The following is a 14,885-nucleotide window of genomic DNA, read 5'->3' on the forward strand; positions in this document are numbered from 1 at the left end:
GCGGCGATGCGGTGGTTGGTGGGATGGAGCAGCACCGCCGCGGGAGCCGTCGCTGCCGGTTCGGCGGGGGCCACCGGCTCCGAGGGGGAGACACTGCACCCGGTGGGATCCCAACTCCTGTGGGGAGACCCCGATCCGCTGTGGGCGGTCGGTGACTGGCGCCCCGACGAGGTGCGGGTCGTGAAGGCCGACGACCGGACCAGGATCGCCGTCCTCGGCATCTGCGGCGCCACCGACGAGCAGCTGCGCGTCGCGCTGTTCGCCGCGCGCGGCGGCGCACTTCGGCACCTGACCGCCTGGCCGGGCAGCTACACCGCGATCGTCCAGGTCGGCAGGCGGATCACCGTCTGCGGTGATCTCGCGGGCGCGCGGCCGGTGTTCCACACGCCCTGGGCCGGCGGTACGGCGTACGCGACCGCCGCGCTGCCGCTGGCCGACCTCATCGAGGCCAACCTCGACTTCGGGCACCTCGCCGCCTTGCTGGCGGCTCCTGACGTACCCGCCGCGCTGCACGACTCCACGCCGTACGACGGCGTGAAGCGCATTCCGCCCGGGCACGCCCTCATCCTGCGCGCCGGGGCGCGCGAGATCGCCGGGTACGAGCCGGTCGCCTCGCTGGCCGTGGCGGCGCCACCGGCCGATCCCGACAGCGCGGTCGACGCGGTGCGCGACGCGCTCGTGGAGGCCGTGCGGACGCGGCTGTCCGCGCCGCGGCACGTCCCCGGCGCCGACATCGACCCCGGCCCCGTGCCCGGCATGGGGCCCGCGGAGCGGCGTGCCGCGCGCGGGATGCCGGTGCCGGGAATAGGCGCGGACCTGTCCGGCGGGCCGGCCTCCGGAGCGCTGGCGCTGCTCGCCGCGGGCCTGCCCGGGATGCCGGGCACGGTACTGGGGCACGGCACGGGTGCGGGGGAGCGGCTGCTGGCCGTCACGTTCAACGACCTCGCCGTCGGAGGCCGGGAGGCCGAACTGGAGCGGGCGGGCGCGCTGGCCGCCAATCCGCGGCTGCACCACGTCGTCGTGGCGGGCGACGAGGGGACCCTCCCCTACGCCGACCTGGACGGGCCCCTCACGGACGAACCCGGGCCGTGCCTGGTGTCGGCGGCGCGCCATCGGGCCCGGCTGGCGGCCGGCAGCGCCGACCACTTCACGGGCTACGGCGCACGTCAGGTCCTGGACGCCCATCCCGCCCGTCTGGCCGACCTGTTGATGGACCGCAGGCGGCGGCATCTCGTGCGGCCGGTCGCAGCGCTGGCCAAGGCCGACGGGTCGGTGCTGGTGCCCGCGCGTGTGTACGCGGCGGCGCGGCGGTTGTCCCGCATGCCGTACCGGTCGGGTCTCGAGGCCCTCGCCGAGCGCCTGCTGGACCCTCGTTCCGACGACGGCCTCGACGCGCCCGGCGGTGCGCTGGACGCCTCGCTCGCCGCGTTGACCTGGGGCAGACCCGGGCCGGCGGCGCGCTGGCTGACCGGTGAGGCGCTCGCTGAAGTATCGGTTCGTCTTCAGGCGTCCACCCACCGGTCGGAGCTGGTCGGGCCGGGACAGCGGCCGGGAGACTTCCGCGCGCGTGCGGCGCTGGCACGGCATGCGGCGGACCTGCGGGTGCTGGAGCAGGCGGCGGAGGTCCGCTTCCAGCGGCTGCACGCGCCGTTCCTCGACAACCAGGTCGTCCGCTCGGCCAGGGCCCTTCCCGAGGCGCTGCGGGTGCGGCCGGGGGCGCGGGCGGCGATCCTTCGCACGGTGCTGGAAGGGGCCGGAGTCCGCGAACTGCCGCCCGGCTGGGGCGCCCCGACCCAGGCGACGGCGGCGGCCGCGGAGCGCACGGGACTGCGCGTGGCGGCGGACACCCTGGTCGCCCTGTTCGACACCCCACTGCTGGCGGAGGCGGGTCTGGTCGAGGCCCGCGTGGTCCGCAAGGCGCTGCGCGGCGCGGCGGCGGGCGAGCCCCTCCCGCTGGACGGCCTCGCCGACCTGGTCTCCTTGGAGCTCTGGCTCCGCCGCCTCCTCTCCCGCCGCGGCACCTGCTGGACGGGCACACCGGCGCGGCAGCGGGCCGTACCGGCGGGAATCGCACCGCAGCGGGGGGCGTTGGGGGCGGGGGCCGGTGGGGGACGGCGGGTGTAGTGCCGGTGCGGATGCCGAGCACCCGCACACCGCCCCCCGAGCAACACCCCGCAGCGAAAACACTCCGCAGTGAAAACACCCGCGGCGAAAACCCCCCGCCCCTCATCCCCACCCCGGCGACAATGACCCCGTGCGGTACAGAATCCTGGGCGTCACCACGGCAGAGGACGAGCACGGCTCGGTCGTACCCATCGGCGGCCCCCGCCTCCGCGCCCTGCTCACCGCCCTCGCCCTGCGCCCCTCCCGCGTCGTCACTCCGCAGGCGCTGATCGACGAGGTCTGGGTGGAGGACCCGCCCCAGGACGCTCCCGCCGCCCTCCAGGCCCTCATCGGCCGTCTCCGCCGGGCCCTCGGCAAGGACGCCGTCACCTCCGAGCCGGGCGGCTACCGACTCGCGGCCGGCAAGGACGACATCGATCTCTTCGTCTTCGAACGGCTCGTCCAGCAGGGCACCGACGCCCTCCACGGCGACGACCCCGCCCTCGCGGAACGGCACCTCGACGCCGCCCTCGCCCTCTGGCACGGCCCCGCCCTCGCCGACCTCCCCGACCGCACCGCCTCCACCCGCCCGGAGGCCAGGCGCCTGGAGGCGACCCGGGCCAGGGCGGAGGCCCGGATACGGCTGGGCCGCGGGCTGGACGTCGTACCCGAACTGCGCGAACTGACCGCCCTGCACCCCTACGACGAGCCGCTGCACGCCCTCCTCATCCGCGCCCTGCGCGACACGGGACGGGCCGCCGACGCCCTCGCCGCGTACGAGACCGCCCGCCGCGCCCTGGCCGAAGGCCTCGGCACCGACCCCGGCCCGCGGCTGCGCGCCCTCCACGCAGGCCTGCTCGAGTCCGCCCCGAAAGACGAGATACGCCCGCCCGCGCCGCCGGAGCGAGAGCGCGCCCGACCGGGAACCATCCGCCCCCGCCTGACCTCTTTCGTCGGCCGGGAACCCGAGATCGACGCCATCCGTTCCGACATGCACAGGGCCCGACTCGTCACCCTCACCGGACCGGGCGGCTCCGGCAAGACCCGTCTCGCCGAGGAAGCCGCCGCCGGGCTCCCACAGGCATGGCTGGCCGAGCTCGCCCCGCTCGACCGGCCGGAGGCGGTGCCGGGAGCGGTGGTCAGCGCGCTCGGTCTGCGCGAGACCATGCTGCTGACCAGCGAGCTCACCGCCGTGCAGGACGACCCGGTCGGGCTGCTCGTGGAGTTCTGCGCGCCGCGCAGCCTCCTGCTGATCCTCGACAACTGCGAACACGTCATCGGCGCGGCCGCCCACCTCGCGGAGACCCTCCTGACCCGCTGCCCGGGGCTCACGATCCTGGCCACCAGCCGGGAACCCCTGGGCGTCCCGGGTGAGTTGGTCCGTCCCGTCGAGCCCCTGCGCCCCGACCACGCCCGCCGGCTGTTCGCGGAGCGAGCCACCGCCGTCCGTCCCGACGCGGAGGCCGTGCTCCGTGACCAGCAGGCGGTGGCGGAGATCTGCCGGCGGCTGGACGGGCTGCCGCTCGCCATCGAACTGGCGGCGGCCCGGCTCCGGCTGCTCACGCCCCGGCAGATCGCCGACCGCCTCGACGACCGCTTCCGCCTCCTCACCTCCGGGAGCCGTACGGTCCTGCCCCGCCAGCAGACCCTGCGTGCCGTCGTCGACTGGTCGTGGGACCTGCTCGACGACACCGAGCGGACGATGCTGCGCGAGGTGTCCGTGTTCGCGGGCGGCTGGGACCTCGCGGCGGTCGAGGCCGTGTGCTCCGGGCCCGCCGCCGAGCTGGTGGGGGCCCTCGTCGACAAGTCCCTCGTCGTGGCGGCGCCAGCCGCGGACGACGGCTCCTCCGGCATGCGGTACCGGATGCTGGAGACCATCCACGAGTACGCCGTCGAGCGCGCCGCCGAGATCCCCGGGTTGCGCACCACCGCCGAGCTCCGGCACCGCGCCTGGGCGCGTGCGCTCGCCGAGCGGGCCGATCCGCAGCTGCGCTCCGCCGGGCAACTGCCGTGGATCTCCCGCCTGGAGACCGAGCTGGACAACATCCGCGTGGCCCTCGACCGGGCCCTCGCCGAAGGGGAAGAAGCGGAGGCCGCCGGCCTCGCCCTGGCCATGGGCTGGTTCTGGTGGCTGCGCAACTACCGGCACGAGGGCATGGAGTGGCTCGAGCGGACGCTGCGCCTCGGTGCGACCGCCGACGCGGCGGGCCGTGTGCCGCCCGGCGGCGAGCCGGAGCCCGGCCATCTCGACCACGTCCTCACTGCGTCGGACGGGGAGGCGGGGCACCCGCTGCACGCCCTGCGGATGGACGTGCGCCTGCTGCATCTGTTCTTCATGACCGAAGTCGCGCCCGTGGATACGTTCGCCGCCGAGCGGCTGCCCTACATGGAGTGGGTGTGGGCCCACTACCGGGGAGGCGGCCCGCACGCGGCCCGTATCCCGGGGCTGATCTGCCCGATCCTCTCCTCCTTCCTGGGCGACCCGAGCGAGGTCCGGCCCGTCCTGGACGCCGCCGTCGCCAACTGCCGTGCGTACGGAGGTGACTGGGAGATCTCCGTCGCCCTGATGTTCCGCGCGCACACGGTCGTCGACGGGCCCGGCGGCCTGGAGGGCCTCGACGACGACCTCGCGGAACTGCGGGTCCTCAGCCGCCGCTCGGGCGACCGCTGGCTGCGCGCCCAGGTGTGCAGCGCGGCGGGCGAGGCCGCCATGGTGCGCAGCCGTTTCGAGGAGGCCGAGGGGGAGTACGAGGAGGCGCTGCGGCTCGCCTACGAGGTGGGTGCCTACGCCGAGTCGCCGTTCCTCATCGCCCGGCTCGCCGAGATCGCCTACCGTGCGGGCGACCGGGGGTCCGCACGGTCCTTGCTGGACGAGGCCACCGCCGCCGCCGAACGGTACGGAGTGAGGGATTCCAAGGCGTACGTCCTGCTGATGCGCACCCAGATGGCCCTCGAGGACGGGCACACCGACCGGGCGCGCGCGTGGTGCGAGGAGGCCCGCGCCAACACCGCCCCCGGCACCCCGCCACCCCAGTTCATGGTGATGCTGTTCCTGCTCGACGCCGTGATCACCGCGCAGGAGTCCGGCCCGCGGTCTGCCCTGTCCAAGGCCACCGCCGCCTTGCGCGAAGCCGTGGACAAGCGGTGCTCGGAGGTGGTTCGGGCCACGGTCGTGGACGGCGCGGCGAAACTGCTGGCCGATCTCGGCGACTTCCCGCGCGCGGCCCGGTTGCTCGGTGCCGGCGACCACTGGCGGTCGGGCCGCCCGCGCTCCGTCCCGGAGCGAGCCCCGGCGGAACGCGCCGAGGCCGCCGCGCGTGCGGCTCTGGGCAGTGCCCGGTGGGAGGCGGAGTGCGCCCGGGGCACGGCCCTCACCGCGGACGACGTCCTGCGCGAGCTGGGGGAGGCGTGCCGCACGCATGCCCCCGACCGGGTGCCGTGAGCCGTCCTGACGTCGGCCGCAGCGGCAACCGTGTCAGTCGCAGGTGAACCTGGACTCCGCCCAGTCCACCGGCATCAGATGGTCGAGAGCGCTGCGCGGTTCCACCACCAGCCGGACCGTGCTGCGGCCGGTGAGGTTCACATGCACGGGCACGGCCGGATCACCGCCCTCGATCAGCGGGGACCGCCACAGCCGGACCCCGTCGGCGTAGACGGAGAAGCGCACCTTGCCGAGCCGCAACGTCATGTCGTCCACTCCCACGAGCGCGTCGTACGACGAGCAGGCGAGGTTGAGGTCGATGGTGACGGACGAGCGGCCGTGCACGGTGACGCCGTGGGCATGACTCCGGCCGCCGACCGACAGGCCGGACCGCTGCCAGACCCAGCTGCTCGAACCGATCCGCATCTCGGGCTTCGCGCCGTCGCCGCTGATGTCGTACGACAGTTCGCTCCACCGGTAGACGACCGGGGCGGGCGGGGGCGGCGGGGGCTGCGGGGGAGTGGGGGTCGGTGTGGGGGCAGGGGGCGGAGTCGGCTTCGGGGGCGCGGGCGGTGGAGCGGGCGTCCGGGTCGGCGTGGGAGCAACTTCCGGGACGGGACGCGTGCTGGTCCTGAGGCTCGGTGCCGGTGCGGGCGTCTCGGCACGCGCGGGCATGATCCCCGGTGGCCGCGGCTCCGGTCCGGGCTGTGAGGAGGAGGGCGGGGGCGAGGGCGTGGGCTCACCCGGGCGCACCACCGACGACGGCGGAGGGGGCGAGGGGTCGGCCTTGGCCTCTTCCTTCGGTTGCTCGTTTCCGGCCAGCGCCATCACCACCGCCGCCACCACACCCACGGCGACCACACCGGCCGCGATACCGGCCTTCACCGGCGCGCCGACCCCCTCGGAGACCGCCGCACCACCCCCACCACCGGCCGAACCGCCCCCCGCCGCGGCTGCCCCACCGGCCGAGCCACCCGCCGCCGCGGCGGCCCCCGCCGCACCGGCCGCTCCCGCGCCCCCGGCGATGAGCCCGGCGGCCTTCGCGTACCCGGCGGCCCCGAACCAGCCGATGACGGCGACCGGCACGACCGCCGGGATACCGCCGGCCACTTCCTCGATCTGCAGCGCGGCCAGCCGGCACTTCGCGCATGCGTCCAGGTGCTTGCGCAGTCCCCGCTCGGCGCGGATGCGCAACCGCCCGCGGGCGTAGGTGCCGAGCTGGTCGGCGTAGCGTGCGCACTCCTCGTCGCCGGTGAGCGTGGCGCTCACGTGAGCCTGGAGGTAGGCCTGCTTGAGACCCTCGCGGGCCCGGCTGGCGAGTACTCGGGTGCCGTTGGCGTCCAGCCCGAACAGCGTGGCGACCTCACTGGGGGACTCGTCCTCGATCTCGGTGTGCCACAGCACGGCCTGCCAGCGCTCCGGCAGCGACCGGAAAGCCCGCATGGCCATGGACTGCTCGGCCTCGTGCATCGCCCGGACGTCCGCACCCAGTTCGAGCGTGTCGTCGCCGGACACGTCGGGCCCGTGCGCGGACTGGGCGGCGAACACCGCGAAGTCGTCGACGAGCTGCTCGCGCCGCGCCGACCTCGTCCAGGAGGCGGCGACTCGCCGGACGGAGGTGAGCAGGTAGGCCCGTACGGCGTGGGTGGGGCCCGCGCCGCCGCGTACCGCCTGGAGCATGCGGGCGAAGACCTCGGCGGTCAGGTCCTCCGCGGTGTGACCGTCGCGGCAGCAGGTGCGGGCGTACCGGCGCACGGCTTGCGCATGGCGCCGGTACAGCTCCTCGTACGCCGTGTCGTCGCCCGCGCGCATCCGGTCGATGAGGCCGGAGTCGGACGGCGGCATCTCGCGCGGCGGCAGGGCGCCGTCCTCGCGCCTGTCGCGCTGGGCCGGGACCGAACCGTCGGCCGGGTGCCCGGCGGGCGGCACGCTCGCGCGTCCACCCTGACTCGGCACCTTCGGCGGGACCGGACCACCGGCCGTCGCGTCGCCGTGCCCGCTGCCGCTCGACTCGTCCCGCCCGTCAACGCTCATCGCGGAAAGCCCCCGGCAGCCGCCCAATCCGTCCATACCACCGGGTCAGCGTGCCATATGGGCTTATGGTCAGAAGCCCGAAGTTCGGACCATCACTCATCCGTGGGGATTTATCGCACGGCAGTGCTGGCCGTCACTCGTTCGGGGAAGGCTCTTCCTCTTCTCTCCGGTCTTCTCTCCGGTTCGCTCCGGGCCCGGACGTGCCGCCCGAGCCCGGAAGCCCCACCCGGCCCGGGCCTGTTCGGCCCGGGCCCCGGTGGCTCACGCCGGTCGCGAGCGCAGGCCCTCCAGCAGGATGTCCAGCAGCCGGGCCGAGGCGGCCGCCTGCTGAGCGGCGTCCGGCAGTGAGGGCGCGGCCGTGGCGATCACCAGCAGCACGTCCGACACCGACACGTCCGCACGCAGCTCACCGGCCGCACGCGCCCGGTCCACGAGCCGGCCCACGACCTCGAGCAGCGCCGCCGTCCCGGCGTCGTCCTCGGCCGCCACCGCCGGTACCGACGCGACCGCGACGGGCTGGTCCGGCACCAGTCGCAGCTCCGTCGTGCCCGGCTGGGTCCGCTGCTGCGGCACCCGCGGGCCACCGGCACCGTCCTCGACGGAGACCCGCAGCACCTGCGGCGGCAGCAGCCGCCCGGCGCCGGAGGCCACCGACGTCCGCAGGAAGCGCGACAGCGCCGACCACGGCTCGTCCTCCTGCCCGAGCGCCGCACGCGCCTGGTCGGTCAGCCGGGAGGTCTCCTCCTCGGCTATCCGGCGCACCAGGACGTCCTTGCTCGGGAACCGCCGGTACACCGTGCCCACGCCGACCCGCGCGCGTCGCGCCACGTCCTCCATCGGCGCGCCGTAGCCCAGCTCGCCGAAGACCTCGCGCGCCGCCCGCAGTACGTGCTCCAGATTGCGCTGTGCGTCCACACGCAGCGGCGTCGTCCGCGACGCGTCGCGTCCGCTGCCCGGCGCGCTCATCGTCATACCGCCCGCCGTCACTGCGGACGCGGGCGACCAATGAGAGTCCTGAACATGCATAAGTATTCCCCCGGTAATGACGTCTCCCCCCGGAGACTCCCCGCAATACGATGCCGGGACGCGGGAACCGGCCCGTTCCGCGGCCCGCCCGTCGCGGACCCCGGTGAGCGCATCCCCCTACACCCCGTCGACACACGAACATAGTTGAGAGGGAGTCAATTCAGAAGGGGCACGTTCCGCACAGAGCGCCCACCGATCGGAGTACGGGCCGCATACGTCCCGAATGTGCCCCCGCGCGCCCCCCGCACCACCCCTCCTGACCTGCGTTAATGCGCCGCAGGTCGCTAATCCGGCCAACTCCGCGCGCTCTCCCGCTCCGGTCACACAATTCGTCGAGGCTGTGGACAAACGCAAGCGACGGGTGCGTCATGGGATGGTGAAGGAACGTGCGCGCATTCTCGTTGTCGGTGGCGGCTACGTCGGGATGTACACGGCCCTGCGCCTGCAGCGCAGACTGAAACGGGAGCTGGACCGGGGCGAGGTGGAGATCACGGTCGTCACGCCCGACCCGTACATGACCTACCAGCCGTTCCTCCCCGAGGCGGCGGCGGGCGCCATCTCCCCCCGCCACGTGGTCGTACCGCTGCGCCGCGTCCTCGACCGGTGCCGGGTCCTGATCGGCGAGGCCACCGCCGTCGACCACGCGAAACGCACCGCCACCGTCACCACCCTCGCCACCGAGGAGGAGGGCACGGGCGGACAACGACTGTCCTACGACGAGCTCGTCCTCGCCCCCGGCTCCGTCTCGCGCACCCTGCCGATCCCCGGCCTCGCCGACCACGGCATCGGCTTCAAGACGGTCGAGGAGGCCATCGGCCTGCGCAACCACGTCATCGAGCAGATGGACATCGCCTCCTCCACCCGCGACCCCGCGATCCGCGACGCGGCCCTCACCTTCGTCTTCGTCGGCGGCGGCTTCGCGGGCGTGGAGGCGCTCGGCGAACTGGAGGACATGGCCCGCTACGCCGCCCGCTACTACCACAACGTCCAGCCCGAGGACATGAAGTGGATCCTCGTCGAGGCCTCGGACCGCATCCTGCCCGAGGTCGGCGAGGAGATGGGCCGCTACGCCGTCACCGAGCTGCGCCGCCGCAACATCGACGTCCGCCTCCACACCCGCCTCGAGTCCTGCGCCGACCGGGTGGCCGTCCTCAGCGACGGTGCCCGCTTCCCCACCCGTACCGTCGTCTGGACGGCCGGCGTGAAGCCCCACCCGGTGCTCGCCGCCTCCGACCTGCCCCGCAACGGCCGCGGACGCCTGAAGTGCACGCCGGAACTCTCGGTCGACGGCTCCACGCACGCGTGGGCCGCGGGAGACGCCGCCGCCGTCCCCGACGTCACCGCCGGAGAACCGGGCCGCGAGTGCGCACCCAACGCCCAGCACGCGGTCCGCCAGGCCAAGGTCCTCGCCGACAACATCGTGCACTCCCTGCGCGGCGAACCACTGCAGACGTACGAGCACGCCTACGCCGGTTCGGTCGCCTCACTGGGACTGCACAAGGGCGTCGCCCACGTCTACGGACGCAAGCTCAAGGGCTATCCCGCCTGGTTCATGCACCGCGCCTACCACCTCAGCCGTGTGCCCACCTTCAACCGCAAGGCACGCGTGCTGGCCGAATGGACCCTGGCCGGCCTGTTCAAACGGGAGATCGTCTCCCTGGGTTCACTCGAACACCCCCGGGCGGAGTTCGAACTTGCGGCCGGTGGAAAGCCTTCTCAAGACCCCCCGCACAACCCGAAGGGGTCGTCCTGACCGGACCCAGGAACTCCTGCGGCCGGCCCGGCGTCTGACGGATGTTGGTCCGGTCCGCGCCCTGCCAGACTGGTCCACCACCGCGGGCACGCCCTCACTCGCCCCGGTGCGGGCCCTCCGGGGCCCCGGCCGGTTCCGGTGCCGGCCGCCGACCACTACACGAGGCAAGGATTCGTGAACTTCACGCGCTGGAGCGCCCGGCTCCCCGGAACGCAGCGCCGCGCCGCAGCGCGGACCGAGCAGACGGCCTCCCCGGACCGGCGGGGGGAAGGCTCCGTACCCGCCGCCCGCGCCGAACAACCGACCGACGAGACACCGTCCGTTCCCGCCGTCGACGAACTGCGGGTGCGTGAGGTCCTCGACCGCGTCCCGTCCCTCGTCGCCCTGGTCCACGGCCCCGAGCACCGCATCGCCTACGTCAACGACGCCTACACCACCGCCTTCGGCATCCGCCCCCTGGGCGAACGCGCCCGAGAGGCCCTCCCCGAGCTGGACGCCCTCGGCTTGTTCCCCCTCCTGGACCAGGTCCAGCGCAGCGGAAAACCGCGCACGGTCAAGTCCCGCAAGGCCCCCGACGGCCGCTCCTACAGCTTCACGTGCACCCCGGTCGCCCAGGGCGACGGCAAGGGCGGCAGCGAGGGCCGCGGAGTCCTCGTCTTCGCCACCGACGTCACCGACCACGCCGAAGCCGCGGAGCGCCTGCGCGCCAGCGAACGCCGCCAGCGCGAAACGGCGGTCACTCTCCAGCGCTCACTGCTCCCGCAGGAACTCGAACAGCCGGACGACCTGCGCATCGCCGCCACCTACCACCCCGGCGGCACGGAAGCCGCGGTCGGCGGCGACTGGTACGACGTCATCACCCTGGGCGGCGGCCGCACGGCCCTGGTCATCGGCGACGTGATGGGCAGAGGCGTCCGGGCGGCCGCCGTCATGGGCCAGCTCCGCACGGCGGTCCGCGCCTACGCCCGCCTCGACCTCCCCCCGCACGAGATCCTCCAGCTCCTGGACGGCCTGGCGGCCGAGATCGACGCCAACCAGATCGCCACGTGCGCGTACGCCATCCACGACCCGAACGAGGGCAAGCTGATCTACTCCTCGGCGGGCCACCTCCCGATCCTCGTCCGCGACGAGAACGGCACGGTCCTGCGCGCCGAGGAACCCACCGGCCCCCCGCTCGGCACCGGCGGCTGGATGCACGCCTCGGGCTCGATCCCCCTCGCCCCCGGCTCCACGGCCGTCCTCTACACGGACGGCCTGGTCGAGCGGCGCGACGCGGACCTGGACGAGGGCATCGCCGCGCTGGAACGCGCCCTGGCCGGCGCCACGGGCACGCCCCAGGTCGTCTGCGACCGCCTGGTCCGCTCCGCGGGAGTGACACCCGACCACGACGACGACGTGGCAGTCCTGGTCCTCCAGCACCCCGCCCGCACGGGAGCGGACGGCGAGCTCTTCCGCAACGCAGCCCTGGAACTCCTGGGCGGCGTGGAAGCGGCCCCCCGCGCGCGTGCCTTCGCCTCCGGCGTCCTGACCAGCTGGCGCTTCCCCGCGGACCTGCACGACCTGGGGGTTCTGGCCACCAGCGAACTGGTCGCCAACTCCCTCCAGCACGGCACCCCGCCGATGCGGCTGCGCCTGCGCCGCACGGACAGACGCCTGATCATCGAGGTCACCGACGGCGACGACCACCTCCCCAGACGCCGCCGCGCGGAACCCGGCGACGAATCGGGCCGCGGCATCGCCATCGTGGCCACGATCGCGTCGAACTGGGGCTGCCGCCGCACCCCCGGCGGCGGCAAGGCGGTCTGGTGCGAATTCGCCCTGCCGCGCACACCGGTCACATAGAGGGGAACGGGGATCAGACGTCCGCGGAGACGGGCGCCCCGCCCCGCGCCACGACCCGGCTCTTCCCGAGCCACGGCTGATCCTGCACATCGGTCAGCTGCCGCCCCAACCGCACGGCCAGGACGGTGATCCCGAGCGAGAACACCAGGAACGCCACGATGTACGGCGCGTGCAGCGAGGCCCCGAGCGGCCCGCCGACCGCCGGCCCGACGGCCAGCGCCAACTGCTTGACCAGGGCGAACGCCGAGTTGTACTGCCCGGCCATCCCCTCCGGCGCGAGATCCGCGACCAGCGGGGCCACGGTCGGCGACAACATCGCCTCACCCAGCCCGAACAGCGCGTACGTCGAGACGAACGCCGCCGTCGCCATCTCCTGGCTCCCGTGCCCGAGCCCCGCGTACCCGGCGACGACCCACGCAACGGCCCAGATCAGCCCGACAGCGGCGATCACCCGCGACCGCCGGCGCCGCTCCACGAACCGCAGCACGGCGAACTGCGCGACGACGATCATCAGCGTGTTGGCGGCGAGCGCGGTCCCGAGCGCGGACGTCGATATCCCGGCCGCCTCGACCCCGTATGCGCTCAGCCCCGACTCGAACTGCCCGTAGCAGGCGAAGAACAGCACGAAGCCCAGCACACACAGCTGCACCATGGCCCGGTTGCCCATCAACTGCTTCCAGCTGCTCCGTCCCGCGGCCGTGGGCGCGTCCCCGATCCGCGGCGCGTGCGGCATCCGCACCGTCGTCATCACCACGACCAGCAGCAGGAACATCGCCGCCTCGATCGCGAAGAGCAGCGTGAAGGAGGCCGCGCTCGTGGTGTCGACGAGGTGCCCGCCGATGAGGCCGCCGACACCGAGCCCGAGGTTCTGCAGGAAGAACTGCATGGCGAAGGCTCGCGACCGCGTCTCCGCCGAGGAGCAGTCGACGATCATCGTGGCGAGCGCCGGCTGCATCACGGCCTGCCCGGCTCCCAGCAGGGAGGCGGACACCAGCACGGCCGCCGCGCTGCTCGCGATCCCCAGACTGAGGGCGCCCAGGGCGGCGGTGACCAGGGCGACGAGCAGGACCGGCAGCGGGCCGCGCCGGACGATGGCCCGCCCTGCGAACGGCAGCACGACCAGCGCGGCCACAGCGAAGACGGCGAGTACGAGACCCGCCGTCATGGCTCCAAGGCCTCGCACCTGCGCCACATAGACGTACAGGTACGGGACCGTGAAGCCGAGCCCGAACGCGCTGAGTGCGTTACCCACGTGAATCCGGCGCATCGCCGCGCCCATCGCCCTGGTCACGTTCACCTCTCTCACAAGTTAGGAGTGAAGACTTTGAAGCTAAAGTTCGAAGCTAAAGAGTACATACCCAAGGACTTCAACGCAAAGAACGATCGTGCGATACTGCGCTCATGGGCGACACCCCCGGCCCCAGCGAGCCGACCCTCGAAGAGCAGATCGCCGCGTACCAGCGCGAGTTCCAGGACCTCGACCCCCAGGTCGAGCAGATCGTCTCGGCCTTGTCCCGCCTGAACCGCCGCATGAACGTCGCCTACGGCCGCCAGACCTCGACCCTCGGCATCAGCAACACGGAGTGGGAGGTCCTCAAGGCCCTCGTTCTCTCCGGCGCTCCCTACCGCCTGGGCCCCAGCGACCTCGCCAAGCGCCTCGGTCTCACCCCGGCCGCGATGACCCACAGGATCGACCGCATGGTTGCCGAATCTCTGGTGACCCGTGAGCGAGACGAGTCGAACCGCGTACGAGTCATCGTGGAGCTGACATCCGAGGGGCGAGAGAAGTGGCTGGAGGCAATGCGCCTGGCGACGGTCTTCGAGGAGGACCTGCTCCAGGACCTGTCACCGGACGAGCGCACGGCGCTGGGCGAAGTGCTCACGCGCCTGCTGCGCCGGGTCGAGCACGCACAGCCGGACGCCGGCGGACGCCTCACCGACCTGGACTGACGCCGGGGCCGAAAAGATCTTGACAGGGGCCGCTTGACACCACCCTGGCGGATCCGTAGAGTTCTTCGGGTTGCCACGGAGCCGGAACGGTTCTTCGGCAGCACTTCCGCCGCAGCAGCGGCATCCCAACCACTAGCTCGACCTCCCGACGGGGTTGATTTCGGCACGCCCGAATTCAATTCGAATTGGGACTCGACGACCTGATCGACTCCGAACGGCTTCGATTTGGGAATCGCCGAGAGGGCGCGCTAAGGTTAGGAACGTCGGAACGGCCCAACAGCCGCGAAGACAAACCCCGCTGACCGGGGATCAGGCCCGAAAGGATCTGATAGAGTCGGAACCGCCGGAAAGGGAAACGCGGAAGCGGGAACCTGGAAAGCACCGAGGAAATCGGATCGGAAAGATCTGATAGAGTCGGAAACGCAAGACCGAAGGGAAGCGCCCGGAGGAAAGCCCAAGAGGGTGAGTACAAAGGAAGCGACCGTTCCTTGAGAACTCAACAGCGTGCCAAAAATCAACGCCAGATATGTTGATACCCCGTCCATCGGACTTGTCCGGTGGCGAGGTTCCTTTGAAAAAAACACAGCGAGGACGCTGTGAACGACCGCCTTATTCCGGTGGTTGTTCCGCTCTCGTGATGTGTGCACCCGATTACGGGTAAACATTCACGGAGAGTTTGATCCTGGCTCAGGACGAACGCTGGCGGCGTGCTTAACACATGCAAGTCGAACGATGAACCACTTCGGTGGGGATTAG

8 protein-coding genes and 1 rRNA gene are annotated in these 14,885 nt (G+C 72.9%); 6 read left to right on the forward strand and 3 right to left on the reverse strand.

Annotated elements, in window-relative coordinates; all coding sequences use genetic code 11:
* Positions 1–6: 6 nt before the first annotated feature.
* Positions 7–2,124 carry an asparagine synthase-related protein gene (locus ABTX60_RS15635; protein WP_352097566.1) on the forward strand — a complete coding sequence of 706 codons (2,118 nt, stop codon included), beginning with the start codon at positions 7–9 and terminating at the stop codon, positions 2,122–2,124.
* Positions 2,125–2,254: 130 nt separating this feature from the next.
* Positions 2,255–5,545, forward strand: coding sequence for an AfsR/SARP family transcriptional regulator (locus ABTX60_RS15640; protein ID WP_352097567.1), 3,291 nt, complete (start codon positions 2,255–2,257; stop codon positions 5,543–5,545).
* Positions 5,546–5,578: 33 nt separating this feature from the next.
* Here ABTX60_RS15640 and ABTX60_RS15645 read toward each other — a convergent pair whose 3' ends face one another.
* Together ABTX60_RS15645 and ABTX60_RS15650 are read right to left on the reverse strand one after the other, a co-directional pair.
* On the reverse strand, positions 5,579–7,558 hold the full coding sequence (locus tag ABTX60_RS15645; RefSeq protein WP_352097568.1) for a sigma-70 family RNA polymerase sigma factor: 1,980 nt from the start codon (positions 7,556–7,558) through the stop codon (positions 5,579–5,581).
* Positions 7,559–7,819: 261 nt separating this feature from the next.
* Positions 7,820–8,584 carry a TetR/AcrR family transcriptional regulator gene (locus tag ABTX60_RS15650; RefSeq protein WP_352097569.1) on the reverse strand — a complete coding sequence of 255 codons (765 nt, stop codon included), beginning with the start codon at positions 8,582–8,584 and terminating at the stop codon, positions 7,820–7,822.
* A 373-nt stretch (positions 8,585–8,957) separates the two neighbouring features.
* On the opposite strand from ABTX60_RS15650, the gene ABTX60_RS15655 reads away from it, so the two are divergent.
* A complete protein-coding gene (locus ABTX60_RS15655) occupies positions 8,958–10,337 on the forward strand; it encodes an NAD(P)/FAD-dependent oxidoreductase (protein ID WP_352097570.1) in 1,380 nt (459 codons plus the stop codon).
* A 174-nt stretch (positions 10,338–10,511) separates the two neighbouring features.
* On the forward strand, positions 10,512–12,179 hold the full coding sequence (locus ABTX60_RS15660; RefSeq protein ID WP_352097571.1) for an ATP-binding SpoIIE family protein phosphatase: 1,668 nt from the start codon (positions 10,512–10,514) through the stop codon (positions 12,177–12,179).
* Positions 12,180–12,192: 13 nt separating this feature from the next.
* Here the strand turns inward: ABTX60_RS15660 and ABTX60_RS15665 are convergent, their stop codons facing one another.
* Entirely contained in the window at positions 12,193–13,458 is a 1,266-nt protein-coding gene (locus ABTX60_RS15665) for an MFS transporter (protein WP_352097591.1), read from the reverse strand.
* 122 nt (positions 13,459–13,580) lie between these two features.
* Here ABTX60_RS15665 and ABTX60_RS15670 point away from each other — a divergent pair, with 122 nt between their 5' ends.
* Positions 13,581–14,129, forward strand: coding sequence for a MarR family winged helix-turn-helix transcriptional regulator (locus ABTX60_RS15670; RefSeq protein ID WP_104778914.1), 549 nt, complete (start codon positions 13,581–13,583; stop codon positions 14,127–14,129).
* Positions 14,130–14,793: 664 nt separating this feature from the next.
* Positions 14,794–14,885: ribosomal RNA gene (locus ABTX60_RS15675) — 16S ribosomal RNA — on the forward strand; the annotation flags it as partial.

The organism is Streptomyces sp. NPDC126510 (assembly GCF_040302345.1).
In the GTDB taxonomy this organism is placed as follows: Bacteria; Actinomycetota; Actinomycetes; order Streptomycetales; family Streptomycetaceae; genus Streptomyces.